Annotated in this window: 12 protein-coding genes and 1 tRNA gene; 4 read left to right on the forward strand and 9 right to left on the reverse strand. The window is 41.9% G+C overall.

All coding sequences use genetic code 11. The features are described 5' to 3' along the window. Positions 1–199: 199 nt before the first annotated feature. Positions 200–934, forward strand: coding sequence for an XdhC family protein (locus tag AC1DUD_RS21355; protein ID WP_477378116.1), 735 nt, complete (start codon positions 200–202; stop codon positions 932–934). Between the two features lie 171 nt (positions 935–1,105). On the opposite strand, the gene AC1DUD_RS21360 is transcribed toward AC1DUD_RS21355, so the two are convergent. Continuing rightward, positions 1,106–1,672, reverse strand: coding sequence for a dihydrofolate reductase family protein (locus AC1DUD_RS21360; RefSeq protein ID WP_477378118.1), 567 nt, complete (start codon positions 1,670–1,672; stop codon positions 1,106–1,108). A 197-nt stretch (positions 1,673–1,869) separates the two neighbouring features. After that, positions 1,870–2,592: an SDR family NAD(P)-dependent oxidoreductase gene (locus AC1DUD_RS21365; protein WP_477378120.1), complete on the reverse strand. Its 723-nt coding sequence runs from the start codon at positions 2,590–2,592 to the stop codon at positions 1,870–1,872. A 270-nt stretch (positions 2,593–2,862) separates the two neighbouring features. Between AC1DUD_RS21365 and AC1DUD_RS21370 the strand changes: the two genes are divergently transcribed. Further along, entirely contained in the window at positions 2,863–6,522 is a 3,660-nt protein-coding gene (locus AC1DUD_RS21370) for an ABC transporter permease (protein WP_477378122.1), read from the forward strand. Positions 6,523–6,661: 139 nt separating this feature from the next. Beyond that, the gene (locus tag AC1DUD_RS21375) at positions 6,662–9,031 is read left to right on the forward strand and encodes an ABC transporter permease (protein ID WP_477378124.1); all 2,370 of its coding nucleotides are present in this window, start codon (positions 6,662–6,664) and stop codon (positions 9,029–9,031) included. 146 nt (positions 9,032–9,177) lie between these two features. Here AC1DUD_RS21375 and AC1DUD_RS21380 read toward each other — a convergent pair whose 3' ends face one another. Continuing rightward, positions 9,178–13,506, reverse strand: a complete 4,329-nt coding sequence (locus tag AC1DUD_RS21380; protein ID WP_477378126.1) for a cache domain-containing protein — start codon at positions 13,504–13,506, stop codon at positions 9,178–9,180. Between the two features lie 406 nt (positions 13,507–13,912). On the opposite strand from AC1DUD_RS21380, the gene AC1DUD_RS21385 reads away from it, so the two are divergent. Continuing rightward, positions 13,913–13,986, forward strand: a tRNA-Asn gene (locus tag AC1DUD_RS21385). Positions 13,987–14,170: 184 nt separating this feature from the next. Here AC1DUD_RS21385 and AC1DUD_RS21390 read toward each other — a convergent pair. From AC1DUD_RS21390 to AC1DUD_RS21415, 6 genes are all read right to left on the reverse strand, one after another. Beyond that, positions 14,171–14,545: a hypothetical protein gene (locus tag AC1DUD_RS21390; protein ID WP_477378128.1), complete on the reverse strand. Its 375-nt coding sequence runs from the start codon at positions 14,543–14,545 to the stop codon at positions 14,171–14,173. A gap of 14 nt (positions 14,546–14,559) precedes the next feature. Next, a complete protein-coding gene (locus AC1DUD_RS21395) occupies positions 14,560–15,855 on the reverse strand; it encodes a TolC family protein (RefSeq protein WP_477378130.1) in 1,296 nt (431 codons plus the stop codon). A gap of 11 nt (positions 15,856–15,866) precedes the next feature. After that, complete coding sequence (locus tag AC1DUD_RS21400) at positions 15,867–18,968, reverse strand: efflux RND transporter permease subunit (RefSeq protein ID WP_477378132.1); 3,102 nt, start codon at positions 18,966–18,968, stop codon at positions 15,867–15,869. Between the two features lie 12 nt (positions 18,969–18,980). Continuing rightward, complete coding sequence (locus tag AC1DUD_RS21405; protein ID WP_477378134.1) at positions 18,981–20,099, reverse strand: efflux RND transporter periplasmic adaptor subunit; 1,119 nt, start codon at positions 20,097–20,099, stop codon at positions 18,981–18,983. A gap of 155 nt (positions 20,100–20,254) precedes the next feature. Further along, positions 20,255–21,622, reverse strand: coding sequence for a sensor histidine kinase (locus AC1DUD_RS21410; protein ID WP_477378136.1), 1,368 nt, complete (start codon positions 21,620–21,622; stop codon positions 20,255–20,257). Next, a complete protein-coding gene (locus AC1DUD_RS21415) occupies positions 21,619–22,302 on the reverse strand; it encodes a response regulator transcription factor (RefSeq protein WP_477378138.1) in 684 nt (227 codons plus the stop codon). The genes AC1DUD_RS21410 and AC1DUD_RS21415 overlap by 4 nt, the downstream gene beginning before the upstream one ends. Positions 22,303–23,411 lie beyond the last annotated feature (1,109 nt).

Raw genomic sequence — 23,411 nt, forward strand, 5'->3', positions numbered from 1 at the left:
CTCTTTAAGGGTCGAATTATATGGCGAATCACTAAGGAGAAGAAACTCTAAATCAGAAAATGTATTTTTGTAAAAATAATAGTTGTTAAACCGGACAAAAACATCCGCTCCAAAGAGCCTATCTGTACAACAACTTTACTCTCTTTCAAACCCTAACTCAGAGGGGTCACTTTAGATTGGCGAAGAGGGGTCAATATCATTGGTATATCCACTTGTTACTATATTTTCTATCGAAGACAGAAAGGGCCCACAACCGGGGTCATGTTTATACCTGAGCAATGATCAAACCCTCCGCAACGGTTTAAATAGCTTACCCTATAAAAACGAATTACTGGAAGATGCGAATAACGCATTGGATAACCAGCATTCGGTCATTACCATTTATCAGGGTTTTACCGCGTTTGTGGAATGTATTAAACCGCTGATTTCCTTGGTTATTGTTGGTGCGGGTAATGATGCTATTCCTTTAACCATGATTGCAGCCTTATTGGGCTGGAATATCACCGTTGTTGACGGACGCCCCAATTATACAACCGCTGAACGCTTCCCGTCTGTTAAAAAAATACTGGTTGCCAAACCGGCAAAAGTTTTAGACAACCTGGAAATAAACGAATGGACGGCCTTTGTATTGATGACACATAACTATAATTATGAGATCGCTTTTCTGGAAAAACTATTGCCTTTACATCCTTCCTACATAGGGGTTTTAGGGCCGAAGAAAAAACTGGAGCGCATGATTGGCGAACTGGAGGAAAATGGAACCGTCATAACCGAACGCAACCTGGAAACTATCCATGGTCCTGTAGGGCTGGATATCGGTTCAGAAACTTCTGAGGAAATTGCCTTAGCTATAGTGGCTGAGATCAAAGCTTTTTTTTCTGACAGGAACGGTCAGTCGTTGAAATATAAAAAAACAATGATTCATAGTGAATAACGACGGGTTTAATCATACTTGCAGCGGGGCTATCAAGCCGTTTAGGATTTCTTAAGCGAAAATTTTTTCAACAAAATGGTTCTAAAAATGTCCAGTCTCAGAAGCAAAAGCCTCACAAACATGTGAGGCTTTTTTTATTGAATGAAATATTTCACCTGCCTCATCCACGCCCTATACAGGTAGGTATTTATTCAGCACTTTCCCATTGTTGTAAGCAATTGAACTCTCTAACTTCAGGATCTTTTTCTCCTTGAAAATTGAAAGCCCGCTTCCAATAGCAACCGGGCACGTTATAATAAAATATTCGTCAATAAGGTTCAGGCTAATGAGCGAGCTCACAAAATCTACGCCTCCGTAAACGAGGATATCTTCACCAGGTTGATTTTTGAGTGCCTGTACGGCGGTGGTTAGGTCGCCGTTTTCAACTTCTACATTATTGCCACCGATAGCTGTTTCTGTATGGCTGAAAACGATCTTGTGCAAACCTGCTATTCGTTGCGCTAAAGTTCGCTGCTGGCCATCGGGACCATTGTCCGCCAGGTTTTGCCAATAATCGATAAATCCCGATTGTGCCAGTTTGCGTCCCAGCAAAAGGGTGTCGCTGCTGTCGGCAAGGTCAATTATTTTCTGCAAACCGGCTTCGTCCCCGCCGGAGAGGAATACCCAATCGTGTTCGCCGTTTGGTCCGGCTGCAAAGCCGTCAATGGTCATTTGTACCTGTAATTTTAACTTTCGCATATAAATAGATTTAATAGTTGATTGTATGATCTTCTACTACAAATGTCTGCAAAGGTTATCTGATTTGAAGGGGGTAATCACGACAAAGAAGAGGCGATTTGCGGCAAAAAACAGGGGATAGTGATATTAAAAACAAAACAGCCCTGTTTGCTGAACCAAGGCTGTTTTTCATCAAATTAGACAGGTCACTAAATAGGTCACCAGCCTACCTCGCCTCCATCTTTGAAAAATTTTGCGGTAACGTGCGGTTGAGCTTGTGTGGCCAGTTTTATAATTGGTATGGCGCCTTGTTCCACGGTTTTTGCCCCCTGAAATTGGTTAAGATCGGTAGCGGTATATCCCGGTGTAACACTATTAACGCTAATGCCGGTGTCATTAAGCTCATTCGCCAGCATCACCGTAAAAGCGTTTAGTGCTGTTTTTGATGAACCGTAGGCATGGTACTTAGCCCGGTTGGGGTTTCTTTCGGGTGCAGTATGTACAGCGAGGGAGCCAATTTCGCTGGATACGTTAATGATTGCCCCCTGGCCTGACCTTTTCAATAGCGGGAGAAATTCCTGCGTGGTTTGAACCGCACCAAAAAAATTGATGTCAAATATCTGGCGCAGGTTTTCAACAGAACCTGTAGCAAGGCTTTGCGGCTGGTCGCCTGCAATTCCAGCATTATTTATCAAAATATCTAATGAATCTATTTTAGCTTCCAATTCGGCTCTGGCCTCACGCACATTATTGATATCGGCCACATCTATTACTATAGTTTCTACATTAGTTATACCCAAATTTTTCAACTGCCTGACAGCTTCAAGCCCGTTTTCTTTATACCGGCTGCCTAAATAAACATAATGATTGAGTTGTGCCAGTTGTTTGGCGGTTTCAAAGCCGATCCCTTTGTTTGCCCCGGTGATTAATACTGTTTTCATGGTGATGGTTTTTGATTGTGTTTTTCCGTAATTTTAACTGGAAAATATAAAAGCAAAAAAATATAATTGATTTATAAACCGCAATGCACAATCAATTGCAGTTATTGGATTATTCGTGGGTTGGTCAAATATCGGGTACTGAAATTTCCTGGCTTAAATTCGTACAGCTGAGCGTCCGCTTTTATTACAATAGTTTTTACTTATAAAATTGCACTCGTTATATATCAGTAAGTTATAAGGTTGGAATGGCCTTTGAGACAATATCGTAGCTTGACCACATACATCTTCCATATCACCCCCTACGACCTTGCAATTTTGGCAGCGATATTTATCGGTCTGACTTTTAGCCTGTTGTTATGGTTTACCAAGAATATTAACCGCACTGCAAATCGTTTTCTCGCCCTGGCTGTGCTAACCATTGTTTTATGGATGGGCTGGGTGTTGGGAAAAAGCGTTGGACTGGCTGCTTACTTTCCGCATTGGAGCCGGTTGCCGCTTCAATTTTCGCTGGCCCTCGGCCCGCTCATTTATTTTTATGTACTTAAGATAACCCGGCCGGAATATAAATTAAGTAGCACAGATCTGTTGCACTTCATCCCATTGTTGCTGCAACAGGTCATTTTTGTATTGGAGATTGGACAAAGCATTAGCACCGGCGCGGCAACTTACAATACACAGGTCTTTCGGCAAACGAGCCCAATACTGAATATGGCGGCGTTCATTTCGGTGATTGCCTACCTATATATTTCCTTCAGGCTGATTGAAAGCTATTACCGGCAGTTGAAGTTCAATAACGTAAATGATCGATGCCGTAACCAAATGCGCTGGCTGCACCGGTTGATTAAGGCCTTTGGCTTTTTATGGTTATTATGGCTGCCATATATTGCTATAGATTATTTTTATTTCCATTACCAATTAGGTATTCACGCATACTACCCTTTGTATTTGCTATTGGCAGGAATGATGATCTGGATAGCGGCGACAGTCCACTCAAAACCCGGAAGCCCAGTGACGGTGCCGACAATGTCGGTTTCAAAACCGGTAACCCCGGCGGCGCTACGGCAAAAAGGCAACTGGCTCAAGAAAGTTATTGAAGATAAACGCTATTATCAGGATCCGGAATTGAGTTTAAGTTCACTTGCCGAAAAGCTTAACCTCAGCACCCATGAACTATCACGTATAATCAACATCGCGCTCAAAAAAAGTTTCAATGATTTTATTAACGAATACCGGGTTTTAGATGCAACCCGTAAAATGGCGGATCCGGCTTACAATCATGTCACACTGCTGGGTATTGCATATGAATCGGGGTTTAACGCCCAAAGTACGTTTAGCCGTATTTTTAAGCAGGCAACCGGCAGAACCCCGCTTGAATATAAAAATGACCTGAAAAAAGGTTTCCCATCCTATAATTTGAGAAGTATTACCCTATCTGCTGCGGTAATTTCGAACCATGAAGCCACTAATAAGTGGTCTACAAGGAAATTAAACCGCAGCTATATGTTCAAAAATTATTTTAAAATCGCATGGCGCAATATTACCCGCCACCAAAGCTACTCGGCCATCAATGTAGCCGGGCTGGCAGTAGGGATTGCAGCCTGTCTGCTGATATTTGTAGTTGTTCAATATGAATTGAGCTTTGATACCTATCAACCTGGCTATAAAAGCACCTATCGCATCGTTACAAAAAAAGAGCGTGAAGGTAATATCAGGTATAGCGCTGGGATCTCAACACCTGCTGTAGACGCTTTTCGCCTTTATTTTCCGCAAGCTACTATTGCAGGCATCAATGCGATTTATGGCAGCCAGATTGTGGCCCCGGCGGCTAACGGTGATCCGGCAGGCGATAAAAAATTTGTTGAGAACACCGGCATCATGTTCGCCGAACCCCAGCTTTTCGATATTTTTTCAGCAACCTGGCTTGCCGGCAGTGCGTCGGCTTTGAAAGATCCCAATATGGTGGTAATAGATAGAAGCAGCGCCATAAAATATTTTGCCAGTTGGCAATCGGCTGTAGGAAAAACGCTCAGGATGGACAACCTGCTTACGCTAAAGGTGGCCGGTGTGATACAGGATGTTCCACCAAATACCGACCTTCCATTTAAAGTATTGATTTCTTACACCACCTGGAAACTGAACGCAAAAAACTATAATTATTCATATACCTGGGACGAAACCAGTAGTGATTGCCAGGTATACATAAAGTTTCCTGCAAATGTGTTGCAAAGCACCATTGAAAGTCAAATGCTTAGTTTTTCAGAAAAGCAATTTAATAGTAATAATAAACGCACTGCCAGGAAAAGATTTGCTGTCGCACAGCCCTTATCAACTATCCACTTTGATACCAGCTTTGGCGGTACCCTGGGCGATCATGTGACCAGTAGGTCCACGCTGCGTACCCTGTCGCTTATCGCGGTACTGATCATCGTTATGGCATCTATCAATTTTATTAATCTTTCAACGGCGCAATCTGTAGGGCGTTCCAAAGAGGTGGGTGTCCGCAAAGTATTGGGCAGCAGCCGCGGGCAGTTAATAGCCCTGGTAATGTGTGAAACGACTATTATCGTACTGTTTTCGGCGGGGCTCGCGGTATGTGTGGCCGAAGTAGCTTTACCATTACTCAAGCATATCGCCAGCGTTCCGGATAGCCTTGGTTTGTTCAATCCCGGCATATTGCTTTGCCTGGCTTGCGTAATAGTTGCGGTGATATTGCTTTCGGGAGTATATCCGGCTATTATTGTATCGGGATTTAAACCTGTCCAGGCGCTCAAAAACAAGATTAATTCCGCCGCTGTTGGCGGTATATCACTCCGCCGTGTGCTGGTAGTTACCCAGTTTGCCATTTCACAGTTGCTGATCATTGGAACCGCCATCGCCGTTAAACAAATGGATTTTGTAAACAACGCCGATCTTGGATTTAACAAAGAAGCTGTATTGGCTATCCCATGCCCCGCCGATAGCGTCGGTTTATCGCGATTGAACAGCTTTAAACAACAGGTACTTGCGCTGCCGGGTGTAAAAGCAGCCAGCTTTTCGGCCGATGCGCCATCATCGTCGCATAATAATTCAAGCAATTTCTATTTTAATCATTCAGAAAAAGATCCGGGCTTTGATGTTTTCATGAAAGTAGCCGATGCGGATTACTTTAAAACATTTGACCTCAGGTTTATAGCAGGCAAAGGTTACAGACCCAGCGATACCGTGCGTGAGCTGGTGGTTAACGAAACTTTTATACACAAACTTGGCCTTAAAAGTGCAGACGATGCTTTGGGCAAAACCATCACCTTCGACAGTTATGGAAATATGCCTATAGTGGGCGTGGTTGCCGATTTTAAAACAAACTCCATGCGCGAGGAAGTTAAGCCGCTGATAATGTACCCCTCAAAACAATCGGAACAGCAAATAGCGGTAAAAATTGAAGGCCGAAAATTTGCCAAAACGGTAGCATTGGTGCAAAGTACCTGGGAAAAAAAATATCCCGAATATGCCTATACCGGCTTTTTTGTTGACGACAGTATTACCCAGTTTTATAAACAGGAAAACCAGCTCGAACTTATTTATAAGGTATTTGCGCTTGTCGCGATTTTTATCTCCTGCCTTGGCTTGTACGGCCTGGTATCGTTTATGGCGGTGCAGCGTACCAGGGAGGTAGGGATCCGGAAGATCCTGGGCGCATCAACGCGCAGTATCGTGTACCTGTTTTCGAAAGAATTTTTAGCGCTTATCGTAGTGGCATTTGTAATTGGCGCCCCACTTGCCTGGTACCTGATGAACGGATGGCTGCAAACCTTCGCCTATCGTATTTCGCCGGGCCTTTGGGTTTTTGTAGCAGCTATTGCAACATCGTTATTGATAGGCTGGTTCACTGTAGGTTACAAGGCTTTAAAAGCTGCACTGGCGAACCCTGTTAATAGTTTGCGGAATGAATGACACAGCAGGCAAAACCGCACACCGGTTGTAACGTTTTCGTACGGTGTGTATAAAGTATTATATGTAACTATTTTATTATTAGTGATTTAATTACGTGGCACAGATTTTTGGATAGCACATTAACATTTACTTTAGCGCCATGTTCAAAACATACTTTAAACTCGCTTACAGGAATATAATCAAGGATAAAGCTTATTCCATTATCAATATATCAGGTTTAGCCATAGGCCTGGCCTCAAGTATCCTGATCTTGCTTTGGGTACAAAATGAATTAAGTTATGACAAGTTCCATAAAAATGCAGGCCAGATCTATCGCATAAACAGTGATTTTGGCGATTCAAAAACTGCGGCGAGTTCAGCTGGTATGCCCGCAGGGTTAAAGTCTGAGCTGCCCGTAGTTAAAAATGCAGCCCGTTTATACCCCGGCTTTCCATCCATTTTATTTGAAACCGGTAACAGGAAATTCCAGGAGGAGCATGTGTTTTATGCTGACCCGGGTTTTATGGAGATGTTTTCATACCCCTTGTTAAAGGGTGACAGGGCAATGGCTTTAAAGCAGGTAAATGGTGTTTTAATAACAGAAGACATCGCTACAAAATACTTCGGAAAACAAGACCCGATTGGTAAGGTAATCCGAAAAGATAACAAGGAAAACCTGGTAGTAACAGGCGTTATGGCCAATATTCCAGCCAACTCCGATCTGCAGTTTGACATCCTGCTTCCAATGGCTTCCATCGCCCAAACCAATAACGATGTTAAAAATAATATCTGGGACAACTTCAATTTTTACGACTATGTTCAGTTAGATAAGAATTTTGATCCGTCTGCTTCCAACATAACCAAGCTGGAGCAACAGATAGGTCAGATTTTTCATAAACATAGTCCGGGTACCAAAGCTGCATTTCAATTGCAGTCTTTAACCAAAATACACCTGGCACCCGAAAGGTTGGGCGATTCGCCGGGGCACGGGAATGCACAATATGTAAGCATCTTTTTTGTTATCGCCATTTTGATACTTGTAGTGGCCTGTATCAATTTCATGAACCTGGCTACCGCCCGTTCTGCCCGCAGGGCCAAGGAAATTGGCTTGCGTAAAGTAGCAGGCGCGGTACGCGGTCAGCTCATCCTACAGTTTTTAAGCGAGTCGGTATTTATTTCCTTTCTGTCTTTATTGCTTGCACTTGTTATTGTCCGCATGTTCCTTCCGGCGTTTAATGAGTTGGCCAATAGGAAGCTGATCTTAAATATGTCGGATGCAAAGCTTTGGGTAAGTCTTGTTAGCATTGCGCTAATAACCGGTGTTATTTCAGGTAGCTATCCGGCCTTATTCCTTTCAGGCTTCAACCCGGTTAAAGTGCTTAAGGGGAATGTAAAATCAATGGGGGGTAATTTATTATTCCGGAATACTTTGGTGGTAGTTCAGTTCATGGTTTCCATTGTATTGCTGGTAGGTACCGTAGTTATCTACAATCAGCTCAAGTTCATTAAAGAACGAAACCCCGGTTTTGAAAAGGCCAATCTGCTGTATATACCCATGACCGGCGAGATCTGGAACAAGCAGCAGGCTTTAAAAAATGTGTTAGCACAAACCTCACTTACCAGCGATTTTACTGTAGTTTCCGATCTGCCTACAGAACTTGGCGGCTGGACGCTCAATGTACAGTGGAATGGCAAAGATCCGAGTTCGCAATTGTCTATCCCGGTAATTGCAGTCGACGAAGATTTTACGCACACATTTAGGATGAAATTAGCCGCAGGCCGAAGCTTTTCAACGGTTTTTAAAACCGACTCGAACAATTATATGGTTAACGAAAAAATGGCGAATGTTATGGGCCTTACTGCTAGCACCGCGATAGGGAAACCATTAACAGTTTGGGGTAACAAGGGTACAATAGTTGGCGTTATAAACGACTTTAATTTTAAACCTGTTCAGCAAGTGATAGAGCCGTTGGTTATGCCTTTTAACAAAATAGGTGGTTATATTGTGGTAAGAACATTACCCGGTAAAACGAATGCTACCATACAGGCTTTAGCAAAAATGAGCCAGGAGTTCAACCCGGCTTATCCCTTTAAATTTGATTTCATTGACCAGGAACTATCCAAGCTTTATAAAGGTGAACAGCAGATGGGTAACATCTTTAACCTTTTTGCAGGTTTGGGCATTTTTATTTCCTGCCTGGGTTTATATGGCTTATCGGCCTTTATGGCCGAGCAGCGTACCAAAGAGATTGGTGTACGTAAAGTATTAGGCGCATCTGTATTTAACCTTGTTTATTTATTATCATCCGGCATCACCAGGCTCATCCTTATTGCCATCGTGATAGCCATACCGGTATCATGGTATGCTGTAAATAGCTGGCTGGCTGGGTTTGCCTATCATATTAGCGTTAGCTGGCTGGTATTTTTTATAGCAGCCCTGGTTGCTTTGAGTATAGCATGGCTTACGGTTAGTTATGAATCTATTAAAGCAGCTGTTGTTAACCCAATAAAAAGTTTGAGAACGGAATAATTTATTGAACATTAACTAATGAGCCTAATCAAAAATAAAGCCCCGTATTTTGCGGGGCTTTTACTTTATAATGCATTTTACGATACATTCAACACATTTGCCTTGTTCATGAACACAATTTCGGATCTGTTACCAAATTGATTCAGCTATGCGGTTTTTTGGGTATTACCACTGCTGCCCATCATCGAAAGGATCTTTAAAACAGCAGGTATCCCGGCACCAAGAGCTGTAATATAAGTTAATATTTGGGTATAAGCTTCTTGTTGAGATATGATCAGGAAAATTAATATACCTATTATACAAAGATTTAAAGGCGCTTTCAAACTGCTCCAGTTACCAGTATCTTTTACCTGGGCTTTAATACGTTCAACTTCGCTGCTGCCGATAGCTGTCAGGATATAGTTACGGAAGCCTTTGTTAAACAGCATTAGGGTTCCTTCGGCTCTTGTGATCAGACCTTTATATATCAGCATGCTCAGATTATAATCGTCATAGGGGTTAACCAACCCGTCTTCGGCCAAATCATAAAGCAGAAACTTTTCCTCTTTAGTAAGCGATTGCCATATATAGGTATAAAAATAATGTGAACTAAGCTGCATTTTAAAGATCAATGTATCGCTTGCAATGCCTATGCCTTCGTCATTGAGTAATGGTAAGGTGGATATCGCCTTTTCTTTCATGTCGCGTAAATAGTGCGTATACCGTGTTTCTTCTGTTATACTGTGCCTTAAATTATTAATGTTTTTAGGTAAACCGGATGCCGGAGGGATTACTTTTGATTTCAACCGCCTTGAATAATGCAGGCGCCATTGCCGTTCTGAAGCTTTGAACGGTACCTTTATCATGGCATTTTTCTTTTTCTTCCTTAACCTTTCGCTAAGCCCGAACAAGGGCTGGATGATGATGCGGAAATGCCCTAACAGCACATGCCACCTTTCCAGTTCACTTTCGGATACGTTGCCTGCCCGTTTTGTCGTATCGGCCGAATCGCTCTTGGCGGCACTTTGCTGTTTATCTGCATTTTTCCTTTGCTCTTCGGTAAATGAATCAAGGAAAGTGAGCGGGTGAACTGTTGAAATGATCATGATCTTACTTTTGCCCTGCAGCATCAGCGATTCCAGGAAATTGAGTTTTATACTATTGGTTTGGGAATCTTTAATGTTGTACTCAAAATGATTTATAATAACCAGTTTGTTGCTCTTTTTTAAGGCATCTGCTTTACATTTTTTCCAATCTTCATTGGCGTCGCCATCTTCGGTCGGGATCCTGATCATATCGGCTATGTAAACATTATCGTCGGGCTGCATGCCTTCACTATACAATAAAGGTTTACCGTGTTTATCTCTGAATAACCTGTTCTTTATTTTGTTTTTGATATTTTTTAATTTTCCCGAACCGGGAGGCCCTACTATCAACAGTAGTGAGTTAAGTTTATCGTCAAGCAGTATCTGTTCATCCATTTCTCTCCAGCCATCCTGAAAGGGCAACCCGAGTGCAAATAATTTTCTGATCACATTGTGGAGCATATAAAAGAAACCGATAACCAACAGGGCCAGTACAATTACCGGAATAAAATATTGCGGGTGAAATACAGCATCGATGGAGGGGTGCCAGCCAAGCCTGGCAGAGCCCAATTTAAGGTATGTGGCGGTATCCAGCTTATAAATTGTACGTGTTGATGTATCATTTGTGTTGCTAAGCTTACTGAAAAAAGCATCAGACCCAACAGATGCATAAACCATGTTGTTACTTTTTACCTCAATATCTTTTAATTGCAGCTTGAAGGCAGTTAATAATTGAGTGGTCAGGAAATCCTCCTTAAAATACTGCCCGTTAAGTTTAACACTATCAATTTGTTTTGTTTGAGAAACAATATTGTGATGATAGATGAACGAACTGTCAATATATACGCCTTGCGGAAGTTTGTTATTTTCAATGATGCTTTTTGGTTTTTTTTGAACCAAATCCTTAGCGAAATGATATTGTTTGTACCTGGTTTCTAAATTTTGCTCGTAGTTGGATGAATAGATGAAGAAAAATGCAACAGGGATGCCACTTGTAATAACGAGGCGTGTAGTTGCCATGAATGCAAAGCTGTGTGTATAGGTCCAGAACGGCGTGTCTATTTTTCTTAATGACTTAATAAACGTCAATAAGTTGTATAGATGGGTTTTAGCAATTATCCAATCTCTGAATGCTCGTATATATATAACAGCGATAACTGTAAAAACAAACAGCGTTATTATGCTCTCATATAAAAAAAGGTTGGTTAAATGTTGGGCTGTTAGTGTTTTTGCCGCAGCGATGTCAATAATAAAAGCAAACAAGAGCAGCCATAAAATGGCATAAAGCTTAAAGTTGAAATTATAGCTTTTAACCCGCCTGTAATCCATAGCAAACAGAATGTTAGGAACAATACCTATAAACGTTATGGAGAACAGGATAAGGTAAAGGGATTTCAGAAATGAGTTATGGTCAATGGTCACAAGCATGCAAAAAATGATAACCAGGTTAATGACAATGATCAGGTTGTATTGCCGGTGAAAACATTTTTTTGGCCCTATCCATGAAGTTTCAAAGAGCTGCTTTTTAAAGAATGACCGTTTAGCCGATACAAAAAACACGATAGCGAATTGGATAATAAGAAAAAGCAACAGGGATGTGAGCATTGCTATTGTAAAGGCGTAAGCCTGCATATCCCTGTTGTCATTGTATTCCTGGCTTTCAAATATCACAACAAAATAGGGTAGGCCATTTATAGGTTTAATTTTAACATTCCATTCTCTCCCGTAGTATGTGGCTGTAAAGCCGGTATCAGATTTTGCTTCCAGGCAACTTACCAGGTTTGTACTATCGGCAAATTCGCTCTTCAGGTTCTCATTCAAATTTCTGTTGTTTATGGAATGGTATAATACCTTACCGCTATTGTTAATAACGGCAAATTGATAGCCATCTGGCATTATTGCATGATCTAAACTTTTCATTGTAAAGGTCATGGCAGCTACGGCGGCCTTTTGGCTTAACGTTGAAGTCGACTTTATGGCAATTACAGATCGGAAAGTTTCGTTGGTGACAGAAAAGATCTGATCAAGATATAACTCGTGGTCATTGAATTTGTAGGTATTGTTGCTCCTGATCTTTTTGAAATAATCGCGCCAGCCTAAATTGCTTCGGGGGGTGAAGGCACTGTCGGTACTCCAGTTAAGAAGTTCCTTTCCTGTCGAATCGATCCAGAAGGCCTCTTCCAAAGCAGTTGGTTTTGCAATAGCGTTTAACATGTCCCTGCCTTTTGAATAGCCTGTATCCAGCGAAGACCTTGATTTGAACTTTAAATTGTGCTTGCCAAGATTGGCTATATCATCACTTGCATATAAATGAGATTGTGAATCGAAATTTTTGAGTGTTTGGTATGCGTTTTCCAATTCTGTACAAAAGGCGTTTGATATTCCATTTGCCAGCGATTTTGATGAGGCAGATATTTTGCCGTGTGTATTTGTGAAAAATAGAGAATACATAAACACAAAAAAGGTAAGCGCCATCATAAGGATTGCTACCAATACAGACGCGATGCCATCGGCTGCGGTAAGTTTATCTTTATTGCCCGTGTGGTACAGCTTGATCCAGGGCAAGGATATAATGGCACTTACTGCAAACGTTAACATTAGTAACACAACAACAAGTGGCAGGCGTTTCCGTTCCTGGTTGTAACTTTTGTCGGGCACTAAACCAACAACTATTAATTGGTTTTTACCGTCAAGATTAATTGGTTGCGAAAATGCCCGGTAATCTTTTCCGCCAATATTTAAATTGCGTAACCCAGGACTACTTATCTTATTCTTAAAGTTTAATAATGAGTCTTTTGATTGGTAGCTTAAACCTGAAGGGAAGGTTTCGTAAACGATATTGTCGTAGGTTTTGTTATTGCCCGATGTGTTGCAGTTAAAAATTATATAATTGCTAAAAACATCGGGTACCAGCAATGGTTTGATAAAATGATCAAAGCTGTAGCGAATGCCTATATACATGCTAAGTGTATCGTTTGGCTTGTTTAAAGCTATTGTTCTGTTAAGATAAATGGTTAGCTGCTGTGCAGATATATTTGTGTTGATCGTAACGGCGCTATCAGTCCAGTTAAGTTTTCTCCCTTGCAATAGTTCCCTGATCTTTGCTCCTTCAAAACGGCATGCTACCGGTAGTAAAGTAAAATTGTTTTTGGGATAATTACCCAAATAATCCTGCAACTGATCATCATATGGAAAGGTTTTCAGAAAGTTGTTCAGCATCCAGGTGCTGTTTACAATTTTTGAATGAATATTGATGTTTATATTTTGCAGACAGCGAAACCGGCGTTCCTGTACTACTTTTTCATTAGCCGGTATGTATATATATAAATAACTTATCCCTAACATGACCAATGTAAGGAAGGTAACAATGACAACCACCTGGTTTTTGCCTATCGTGGGGAATTTGAACATAATTTAGGTTATTAAAAACTTTTGTCGAATCAGAGCTAAACCAGAAGGTGTCAGTAGAAAATGCTTATTCAGTCAAAAAAATATCGGCGGCTATATTAGCATTCTGATAATGAGAATTTTATAAAAGTAATTGGCGTTGATGGCTAATGCAAGCGTGTTTTTACGCGTTTTTACGTCGGGTTTTACGTTTCAGGGCTGTTAATTAGTGTATTACAAACTGTGGGGGCGTAAATTGTTCGGGTTGTGCATGTGATGTTCTGAGATCCTAACTTTTTTGTAACAGTTGATTAAAAGAAAGAATGTGCTGCATAACTGATTTTAATTAGCATTAGATAAGTACAAATTGAATAAAATTGTAAAATATCAATGAAAATTATACTTTTGCAAACTCCAAACCGGAAAACACTCCTGAGTAGCTCAGCCGGTTAGAGCATCTGACTGTTAATCAGAGGGTCGCTGGTTCGAGCCCAGCCTCAGGAGCAAAAATAGTTCGGTAGTACCGAAGATTACTGTAAAGCCCTCCCTAATTATTTAAGGAGGGTTTTACGTTTAAAAGCTTTATTAGAAAATAACCAGACATCATTTTAAAAGCAAAAAATCTTGGGCTTTGATGATAAAAACAGTTTTTAAAAACATTTTGCTTTAATGTTAAAAGACAACATGGTTATTGTAAATCGATGGTAAAGTTAGATATGTTATCGCCCCGATAGCGGCGTGCTATAGTTGCAATAGTATCTCCCTGTACCGTTGTTTGATTTGTATATCCAATGGCCTTTATATAATACCTTCCCGGAGTTAGGTTACTGAAGGTAGTGACCCCACTGCCGTCTGTATTGAGGATACCATCATACTGGCTATCTGTAAAGTTTGGATTGGTGTAAACACCCATTTTTAAATATACTTTGGCATCTGCCACCGGCTGGTTATGAAAATGCACCGTGATATTTAGGCTGTCATTACCGCTGGGGTCTTTTTCACAGGAATAAAGCGAGGTCAGGAAAACCAGCGATAAGCAGATTAAATAAAGTTTCTTTTTCATGATTCGGTTGATTATTATAAATCCCAGATGCCCGCTGAGCGCTCCAACGCAATAAGGGCCGAGGCGTAATTAAATAAAGCCTGGTAGTAATTCTGTTGTACATCATTATAAGTACGCTGGGCATTCAAAACTTCCAGCAGCGAGGATTCGCCGCGCTTGTAGCTGTAGGTTTTACCGTCCAAAACTTTTTGCGCTTCCGTAAGTAAACCATTTTTAAACTGTATGGCCTGTTGCTGCGCAGCCTTGTAATTCATCCATGACTGGGTCACTTCCGTTTGGATCTGCAGCAATACCTGATCATATTGCACTGCCGATTGTTTGATGGTGTACTGCGCGCCTTTAATATCCCCTTTATAATGATTGGAGAATTTCAGCGGGATGGACAGTCCGGCATTCAAGCTACGATAAGCTGGGGTAGGCGCTATTTCATTGTTAGCTGCCGCATTATAAGTACCGCCCATGTTAATGCCCACATCAATAGTCCGGTTGGCCTTTACCAGTTGCAGACTTTTTTCGGCAGCTGTCTTTGTGTTTAAAGCCACCACCAGGTCGGCACGGTTACTTTGCGCATTGACAATCAGGTTACCTAATAAGAAATCCCTATCTAACTTATCGAAACCTCCGGAGGGGATAAATAAGGTATCGGCATGGGTTTTCCCTGTAAGCAGATTAAGTTGTATGAGTGCAGTTTTCCAGTCGGCCTCATTTTGGTACAGCGTATTTCTTAAAGTACCCGCTTCCAGTTTGGATTGGCGGGCATCAGTTTCTGTAATAGCACCCAATTTAAAACGGATGGAATCGGCTTTGGCTAGCTTATCCATATTCTCCCAGGAGTTTTTCTGAACCTGGAAAATATAAAAGTTTTGTATGGCGGTATAATAAGCCAGGGATGCGTCGGCCCGCAGATTACGGTAATAATCCTCGAGCATGGCTTTGTTCAACTCCACCTGACTTTTAGCCAGATCTATCCTTGATCTTCTTTTTCCACCTAATTCCAAAGTAGTGCTCAGACCGACATTATAGCCATAGCCCAGTTTCTTACTGGCATTCTGATTATCAAATGCCCCGAAGGATAATTCAGGATCGGGAAATACCTTGGCAGATTCTATTCCCGCTTCGGCAATACTTACATTGTATTTTTGGGCCTGATAATCCAGGTTCTGCTTTCCTACCAAACTCAGGAACTGAGAAAGCGGTAGTTTGATTTTTGCAAAAGAGGTATCAGCGCTTTGCTGTGCCAATACTTTTGTATTATTCATCACCACGATGAATAACAACAGATACATGATATTGAATTTCTTAGCTTTCATGTCGTTGTAGCTTATTTTTGAGGCTCTGCCGGTTTAAAATCATCTTTACCCCATTTATTTTCAAGTATGTAATACAGAGCCGGCAGCACAAACAGGGTAATAGCTGTTGCCACAAACAACCCATATACAATTACTGTAGCCAATGGCCTTTGTACATCAGAACCGATGCCTGTAGCCAGCGACGCCGGTAACAAACCCAATGCTGCGACTGTAGCAGTCATCAGCACCGGGCGAAAACGATCTTCGGCTCCTTCTACAACAGCTTTTAGTAAATCGTACCCTTTTTTACGCAGGTCGTTGATGTGCGAGATTAGTATCACTCCGTTTTGAATGGCTACACCAAACAAAGCAATGAACCCCACGGCCGAAGACACATTCAGTGTCATACCCCTAATGTTCAGTGCCAGCATGCCACCAAACAAGGCCAGCGGTACAATAGACAAGATCAGTCCTGCCTGGCGGAATTTTCCGAATGCGCCATAAAGCAGTAAAAACATAATGGCTAATGCCAGTGGTACAATAACCATCAACTTAGCGTAGGCCCGGTTCTGGTTTTCAAATTGCCCACCCCATTTGATAGCGTATTTGTCATGATCATACTTGATGTTACTTTCAATTTTGGTTTGCGCTTCGTTTAAAAACGCTGTCAGGTCAGTGCCGCGTAAATTGAGCTTAACTGTTAAATGCCGCTTGTTCAATTCTCTTGTGATGGTACTTTCGCCAGTAGCAGTTTTGACAGTTGCTATTTGCGACAAAGGGATTTTTGCCCCTGTTTGTGATGTAAGCATCAGGTTAGCGATCTTTTCAGGCGTGTTACGGCTTTCTTCGTTATAGCGGCATATAACATCATAAACTTTATTACCCGAAAATATTTGCGATATGGCTTTACCGCCAATAGCTACTTCGATCAGTTCGGATACATCACTTACATTGAGACCATAACGGGCTACTGCATCGCGGTCAACGCTGATCTGCAATTGCGGTAATGGGGGTTCCTGGTCAATGGCCACGTCGGCGGCACCTTTGATGCTTTTGATCGTGGTCATTACATTTTCTGCAATACGACGGGTCTCCTTAAAATCTTCGCCGTATATTTTTACCACCAGTTCGCTGTGCGCTCCTGCAATTTTATCCATTACACCATCGATCATAGGTTGACTGAAGCCAACCGTATAACCCGGCATATTTGCATATTCTTTAGCCAGGTCGTTAATCAGGTCAGCCTTTGCCCTCCCATTCTTCCATTCGCTATAAGGTTTGATGCCGATGCTACATTCAAAGTGTGAGGCAGTCCAGGGATCCGTACCGTCATCATTACGCCCTGCCTGCACCATCATATAGGTTACTTCATCATACTTCATAGTATGTTGCCGTAAGGTATCGCTCATTTCTTTCGATTTTTGCAGGGATACGCCCGGAGGAAGCTGCACCTGTAGCCAGATGGAACCTTCATCCAAAGGAGGTAAAAAATCTTTACCTACAGTAATAGAAAGAATCACTGCACCAATCAAAGCGATTGCCAATGGAATAAAAACCTGTTGTGGCTTCTTCATCACCTTTTTACCACCTTCAAAATAGGCCGTGGTTAATTTTTCGAGCCATTTGTTATGGAACAGCTTCCTGGGTTTCCGGTACACGGCATAAGCCAGGCCGGGTATCAGCAACAGCGCGACTGCCAATGCACCCAGCAATGCAAACCCCACCGTGAAAGCCATCGGGGTAAATAATTTCTTTTCTACCCTTTCAAAGGAGAACAAAGGCAAGTAAGCGGTAATGATGATTACCGTAGAGAACAAAATGGGTTTGGCAACCGCCAATGCCCTTTGCCCAATGGTGGTTTCCTGCAACTCTTCTGTGGGGCTTGCTTCCCGCTTTTTCAAAATGGTTTCCATCATTACAATGGCACCGTCTACAATGATCCCAAAGTCAATAGCGCCAAGCGAAAGCAGGTTGGCCGGGATATGAGTAAAGTGCATCAATATAAAAGCGACCAATAATGCCAGTGGAATAGTGATAGCCACGATCAAGGCGCCACGCCAGTTACCCAGAAAAACAATCAGCACAACAATAACCAGGGTCATGCCTTCCAGCAGCGTGTGCGATACGGTATGCAGGGTGGTGTCAACCAGGCTGGTACGGTCTATATATGGCCTGATCCTTACACCTTCGGGCAATACATTTTTATTCAGGTCTTCAACAGCGGCATGGATGCCTTCTAACACTTTGGATGGGTTTTCACCTTTTAATAATAATACGATGCCTTCATCACCTTCGCTGTAATTTACTTTACGGTCGGTATAGCCTAAAATACCTTTTCGTTCCAGATTACCATACTTCAAAGTGCCCACGTCCTTTAAAAAAACAGGTACGCCATTTACCGATTTAACAACAACATTACCCAAGCCTTCCAGTGTTTTTACCAGGCCGATGCCGCGTACTACATAGCCAAGGTCGCCACGCGTCAATACACTGCCACCCGCATTGGCATTGTTGTTATTGATAGCGGTTTGTATATCAGTAAGCGAAAGTTTGTATTGTTCCAGCTTACCAGGATCAACTTCCAGCTGGTATTGCGTAGTGATACCGCCAAAGTTGGTTACATCCGCCACACCGGGCACCTGTTTAATGCGCGGGATGATGGTCCAGGTTTGCAGGTCGGTGATCTGCCGCAGGTCGCTGTTTTTACTTTCAATGATGTATCTGTAGATCTCGCCAATAGGTGAGGTTAACGGGTCAAGGCCGGGCTGCGCGCCATACGGCAGGGTTACATCGCCAAGGCGCTCGGTAATGCGTTGCCTTGCCCAGTAATCTTCAATCCCATCGTCAAAAACTATGGTGATGATAGAGAGCCCGAAGGTGCTTTTGCTGCGCATAACGTGCATACCCGGCATGCCGTTCAAGGCTCTTTCTACAGGTATGGTGATCTGTTGTTCCACCTCTTCGGCGGCGAGGCCGGGTACCTGTGTCACTACTTGCGAAGTAACATCGGCAATATCTGGATAAGCCTCTACGGAAAGTTGTGTCCAGGAGTAATAGCCAAATATGGCCAACAGGACAAATAACGCAGCAAAAAGCCAGCGCTTTTTTATGGCGGTAAAAATTAGTTTCTTCATGATGGCTATATTTTATTTGGCGTCCAACAGATAAAAGCCACCCGAAATCAGGATCCGGTCGCCTGATTTCAGGCCTGACTTGATCACCACCTGGTCATGATCCGTATTGGCTGTTTCAATTTTCCGTTTTACATATTTTCCGGGTGCGGGCTCTGTAAATACAAAACTCTCATCATTCATTTGCAATACGGCGGTTGTAGGGATCAGGATAACCGGGGAGGGTGCGTTGTCAAAATCTACGGTAACATACATACCCGGCTTTAGTGTACGGTCGGCATTGTTACACTCAATGAGTACCTGAGCGCTGCGTGTGTCTTCATCTACCATATCGTTCACATGGTATACTTTACCTTTAACCTGTTTTTCGGGTAAGGCAGTAATCTGAATAGAACATTCATCCAATTCATGAATAAAGCGAATATCCTTTTCTTTGATCTGGCCGGCTACCCAAACTTTGGATAGTTCGGCTACAGTTGCTACACTGGTGGCATCGTTTTTAATAAATTGGCCAAGTACCACCTTATTTTCAATCACTTGTCCGGCAATAGGCGAACGCACCACGAGCGGCTGGCCCAGCACCAGCTGGTCAGGATCGGCTTTGAATATTTTAATACCAATCACCGCGTTCTCAAATTCCTTCTTTTCTACTTCATAAGCTGTTTGGGCTTCTTCCATATCTTTTTGCGTACCAACGCCATGCGCCGTCAAATCCTGTTGTCTTTTCAGTGTTTTTTCTGCCAGTTGCCACTGTGACTTTTCCTGAAAAAAGATCTTTTGCGCGGTGATAAAGTCCGGAGAGCTAATTTCAAACAACGGTGTTTCGGGGGAGGTACGCATCCCCAGTTTTAAATACGATTTGGTGATACGGCCCGAAAATGGTGGGGCGATCTCGGCATACTGGGTTGGGATGGCTTTTACTGTACCAGCTGTTAACAATTGCAAGCGATAAGATTGCTCTTTAACGACTTCGTTTTTCAGCTTGCCCGCCAGCTTGGAATTTGGTGTTACCAGGATCGTATCACCAGATAAAGTATAATCACTTGTTTCTTTAGCGGCTTCCGGTTGATGGCAGGCAGCCAACAGAAGCATACAGCCGGTTAACCATAGAGATAAGAATAGATTTTTTTTCATAACGACCTTTGCTTTTTAATTGCTGCCAGAGACAGCTATTATTTACTGGCGCAAAGGTAGATGGCCTGTTTTCAGCAGTTCGTTAGAGGACTATTAGAAAAAAATTAGAAATTCATTAGAATTATAGTATGTGGGAGCATTCAGTAAATAATGTTTTATAAGTGAGGTAGTTCAATAGTAAATGTGGTGCCTTCGTTAATCTCGGACGTTACCGAGATACTTCCTTTGTGCAACTCGATGATCTTCCTGGTGAGCGATAGCCCGATGCCATTTCCCCCGGCAAATTGTTGATTGGCCCCCCGGTAAAAAGCATCAAAGATGTGCTGCAATTCCGGCTCAGCTATCCCGATACCCTTATCCCGGAAATGCAGAATGGTTTTATCTTTAAAATAGGAGATCGCTACAGAGGTCTCCCGGTTTGCTGAAAACTTACACCCGTTTTCCATCAGGTTCATAAATGCTACCTTTAACAGGTATTCATTGCCCCTTACAGAAACGTCATTATCGTCATCCATTTCCCCTTCAAACAAGATGTTGATCTTACAATTCGGCTGGTCGTGCAGGGCATCATTCCGGGCATCCAGGATCACCTCGTCCAAGCGCAGTTCCCTAAAAGCGATTTCTGTATGGTCATAATTGACTTTAGCCAGGTCGAGCAGGCTATTGGATAAGCGTACCAGCTTTTGCGCGTCGCTGATGGCATGGTGAATGGATGCTTTATAGGATTCGTTACTCCTTTCTTTTTCTACCGCAACCTGCAATTCGGTGAGCATAGCCGTAAGCGGGGTACGCAGTTCATGCGAAATATTGGATACAAACTCCTTTTGCGCGTCAAAGGATTTTTCCAGCCGGTTGAGCATTTCATTAAAAGTAACCGCCAGTTCGCTGATCTCATCTTTTTCTTTTCCTGTATCAATACGCAGGTCCAAATTGGTGGCTGTTATTTCCTCCACCTTGTCCACCATGTCAGACACCGGTTTTAAGGCTTTGCTCGAAAAAACATGACCAGCTATGTAAATGAGGAATACTGCTACAAAAAATGAGATGATCAAGGTATATTTTAGGTCGCGAAGTTTCACATAGCCTCCCTGGTCATTGGCTATAGCTGTGATCACATAATCCTGGCCTCGGTGATGATAAAAAATACCCACAACCTGCATCTCCCCCTGGTAAAACCTGATCTCCTTTTTTTGGACGACCTCATCTATCATCCGCCGGGTTTCCTTTACCTGGTCAATATCCACCGCGTCATGGTATAATAGATTAAAGGAAGTATCATAAATGGCTACTTCTTCCTTAAACAAGGAGTTTTCAGCGTTCCGGTAGATCAGTTGTAATACCGAAGGGGCAACTTTGGCATCTAACAAGAGATTCGCTTTATTGATGGCAGTATGGCGTAGAGAATTGTAATATTCAGTCTCTCTGTTTTTTGAAAAGGAGAAATAAACCACCAATGCAAATGCCAACAATAAGGCGGCGATGATGGCGGTAAACAGCAAAGTGAGTTTATTGCGTATGGTCATGCCTCTTCTTTAAAAATAAAGCCCAAACCAGATTTAGTGTGGATGAGTTTACTGCCAAAGTCTCTGTCGATCTTTTTTCGCAGGTAATTGATATAGACATCAATAAAGTTTGTACCCGTATCAAAATGGGTGTCCCATACTTTTTCCGCAATTTCCGCCCTGGATAAAACCCTTTCGCTGTTTTGCATCATGTATTCCAGCAGTTTCAATTCTTTTGGGGTAAGGCTAATAGATTTGCCTGAACGACTTACGGTTTTGGTCTGGTTGTTTAATTCCAGATCGGCATATTTTAAAATAACTGGTCGAACAATAAGGTTAATGCTCTTGCGGTTCATCACCGCTCGTATACGCACCAGTAATTCCCGAAAATCAAACGGCTTTACTAAATAATCATCTGCCCCGGCATCAAAGCCATCTACCTTGTCGTCTGTTGTGCCAAGGGCCGTAAGCAGGATAATAGGCAGATCAGGCTTAGCCAGACGGAACTCCCTGCATACCTCTATCCCGTTAAGGCCGGGTAAAATAATATCGCTGATCACCAGATCATAATCATTTTGAAGGGCCAGTTTTTTACCAGTTAGGCCATCGTAAGCGATAGTAGTCTGGTGTCCCTGTTCTTCCAGCCCCTGTTGCACCAGCGTTGCTATACGAACTTCATCTTCTATGATCAGTATTTTCACAATTAGCCAATAACTTATTGCAAATTAAAACAATTATTTGCAATAGAATTGTTCTGTTTCCAGGGTGTCTCTTTGGCTTTTATAATTTCAAATTTGATAGATCAAATGGGCATTTGTAGATGAAAATTGCAAAAGGTTAATTTATAACAAACCGCTCATTCTATAGAGTGGAGTTACATTTTCAATCTTTTTTCTTCTTGATTGAAGTTTTGGGCGGCTCAACAGCATTATTATTAGGCGGAAAAATTGGAAAGTAAAAAAAGTATTTTTTTGTGGATTGAAACAACCAATATGCATCCACTTGTCATCAACATACGAAACTCTTGTCCGCTTCATCTTACCAGGAGGTCTGTTAGAAAATTTTGAACTTACGGATGTCCGCACATTTCGTTCAACGCACACATTTGATCTAAAAGTTGGTTCGAATGGCGATACTATTCAAGTTAACTCATTGCATATTTTTAGCGTAGGCAACCCTAATGTGTTGCGGTATGATATGGTACTTTAAATTGTTTAATTATGAAAGCTTTTACGAGATTGTAAAATCAGTTCTTCTCAATTGTTAATAATTTACGTTCCTCATTTACATACTTCGATATTCTTGTTGCAATATTTCTAAACGGACTGAAGTATGATCGCAGTAATATTTAGTTTTTCTTTATTGTTGTTTATACTTGCTATTGCTAATATTATTGATAATATCAATTAATCCCCTATTAAATATTAATTTATCCCCGATACCATTTTATAATAAATACGATTTTTGTCTTATCGCGGAAGCGCCAAACCAATTATTTTGATTTTCAGGTGATCCCCCAGTCAGCTTGAATTATAAACCTTATTATGAATAGAAATACTTTTCTCTTATTTTCTGCTGCGTTTGCCATACCTGGCATTTGTTTTCCACCAGGTTTATCTAATTTCACGGGCGGTAGTAGATTATCTGCCGGTCTTCATAAATACTTTATAAAACTGTGCCTCATACAATCGCGATCGAATTTTTCCATGTTCCGGATTTTTCGGGCCGCAGGCGACGCACAAAAGCTGAATAGCCGATGCATTTCGTTAATACGTTCAATGTTTGAGGGAATATTTTATAAAATGTTCAT

The organism is Mucilaginibacter sp. P4_A11, from assembly GCF_056402535.1.

Coding starts and splice junctions, on each gene's coding strand:
- AC1DUD_RS21360 (WP_477378118.1), bottom strand. CDS start 1,672: ATGCGAAAGTTAAAATTACAGGTACAAATGACCATTGACGGCTTTGCA.
- AC1DUD_RS21365 (WP_477378120.1), bottom strand. CDS start 2,592: ATGAAAACAGTATTAATCACCGGGGCAAACAAAGGGATCGGCTTTGAA.
- AC1DUD_RS21375 (WP_477378124.1), top strand. CDS start 6,662: ATGTTCAAAACATACTTTAAACTCGCTTACAGGAATATAATCAAGGAT.
- AC1DUD_RS21380 (WP_477378126.1), bottom strand. CDS start 13,506: ATGTTCAAATTCCCCACGATAGGCAAAAACCAGGTGGTTGTCATTGTT.
- AC1DUD_RS21390 (WP_477378128.1), bottom strand. CDS start 14,545: ATGAAAAAGAAACTTTATTTAATCTGCTTATCGCTGGTTTTCCTGACC.
- AC1DUD_RS21395 (WP_477378130.1), bottom strand. CDS start 15,855: ATGAAAGCTAAGAAATTCAATATCATGTATCTGTTGTTATTCATCGTG.
- AC1DUD_RS21400 (WP_477378132.1), bottom strand. CDS start 18,968: ATGAAGAAACTAATTTTTACCGCCATAAAAAAGCGCTGGCTTTTTGCT.
- AC1DUD_RS21405 (WP_477378134.1), bottom strand. CDS start 20,099: ATGAAAAAAAATCTATTCTTATCTCTATGGTTAACCGGCTGTATGCTT.
- AC1DUD_RS21410 (WP_477378136.1), bottom strand. CDS start 21,622: ATGACCATACGCAATAAACTCACTTTGCTGTTTACCGCCATCATCGCC.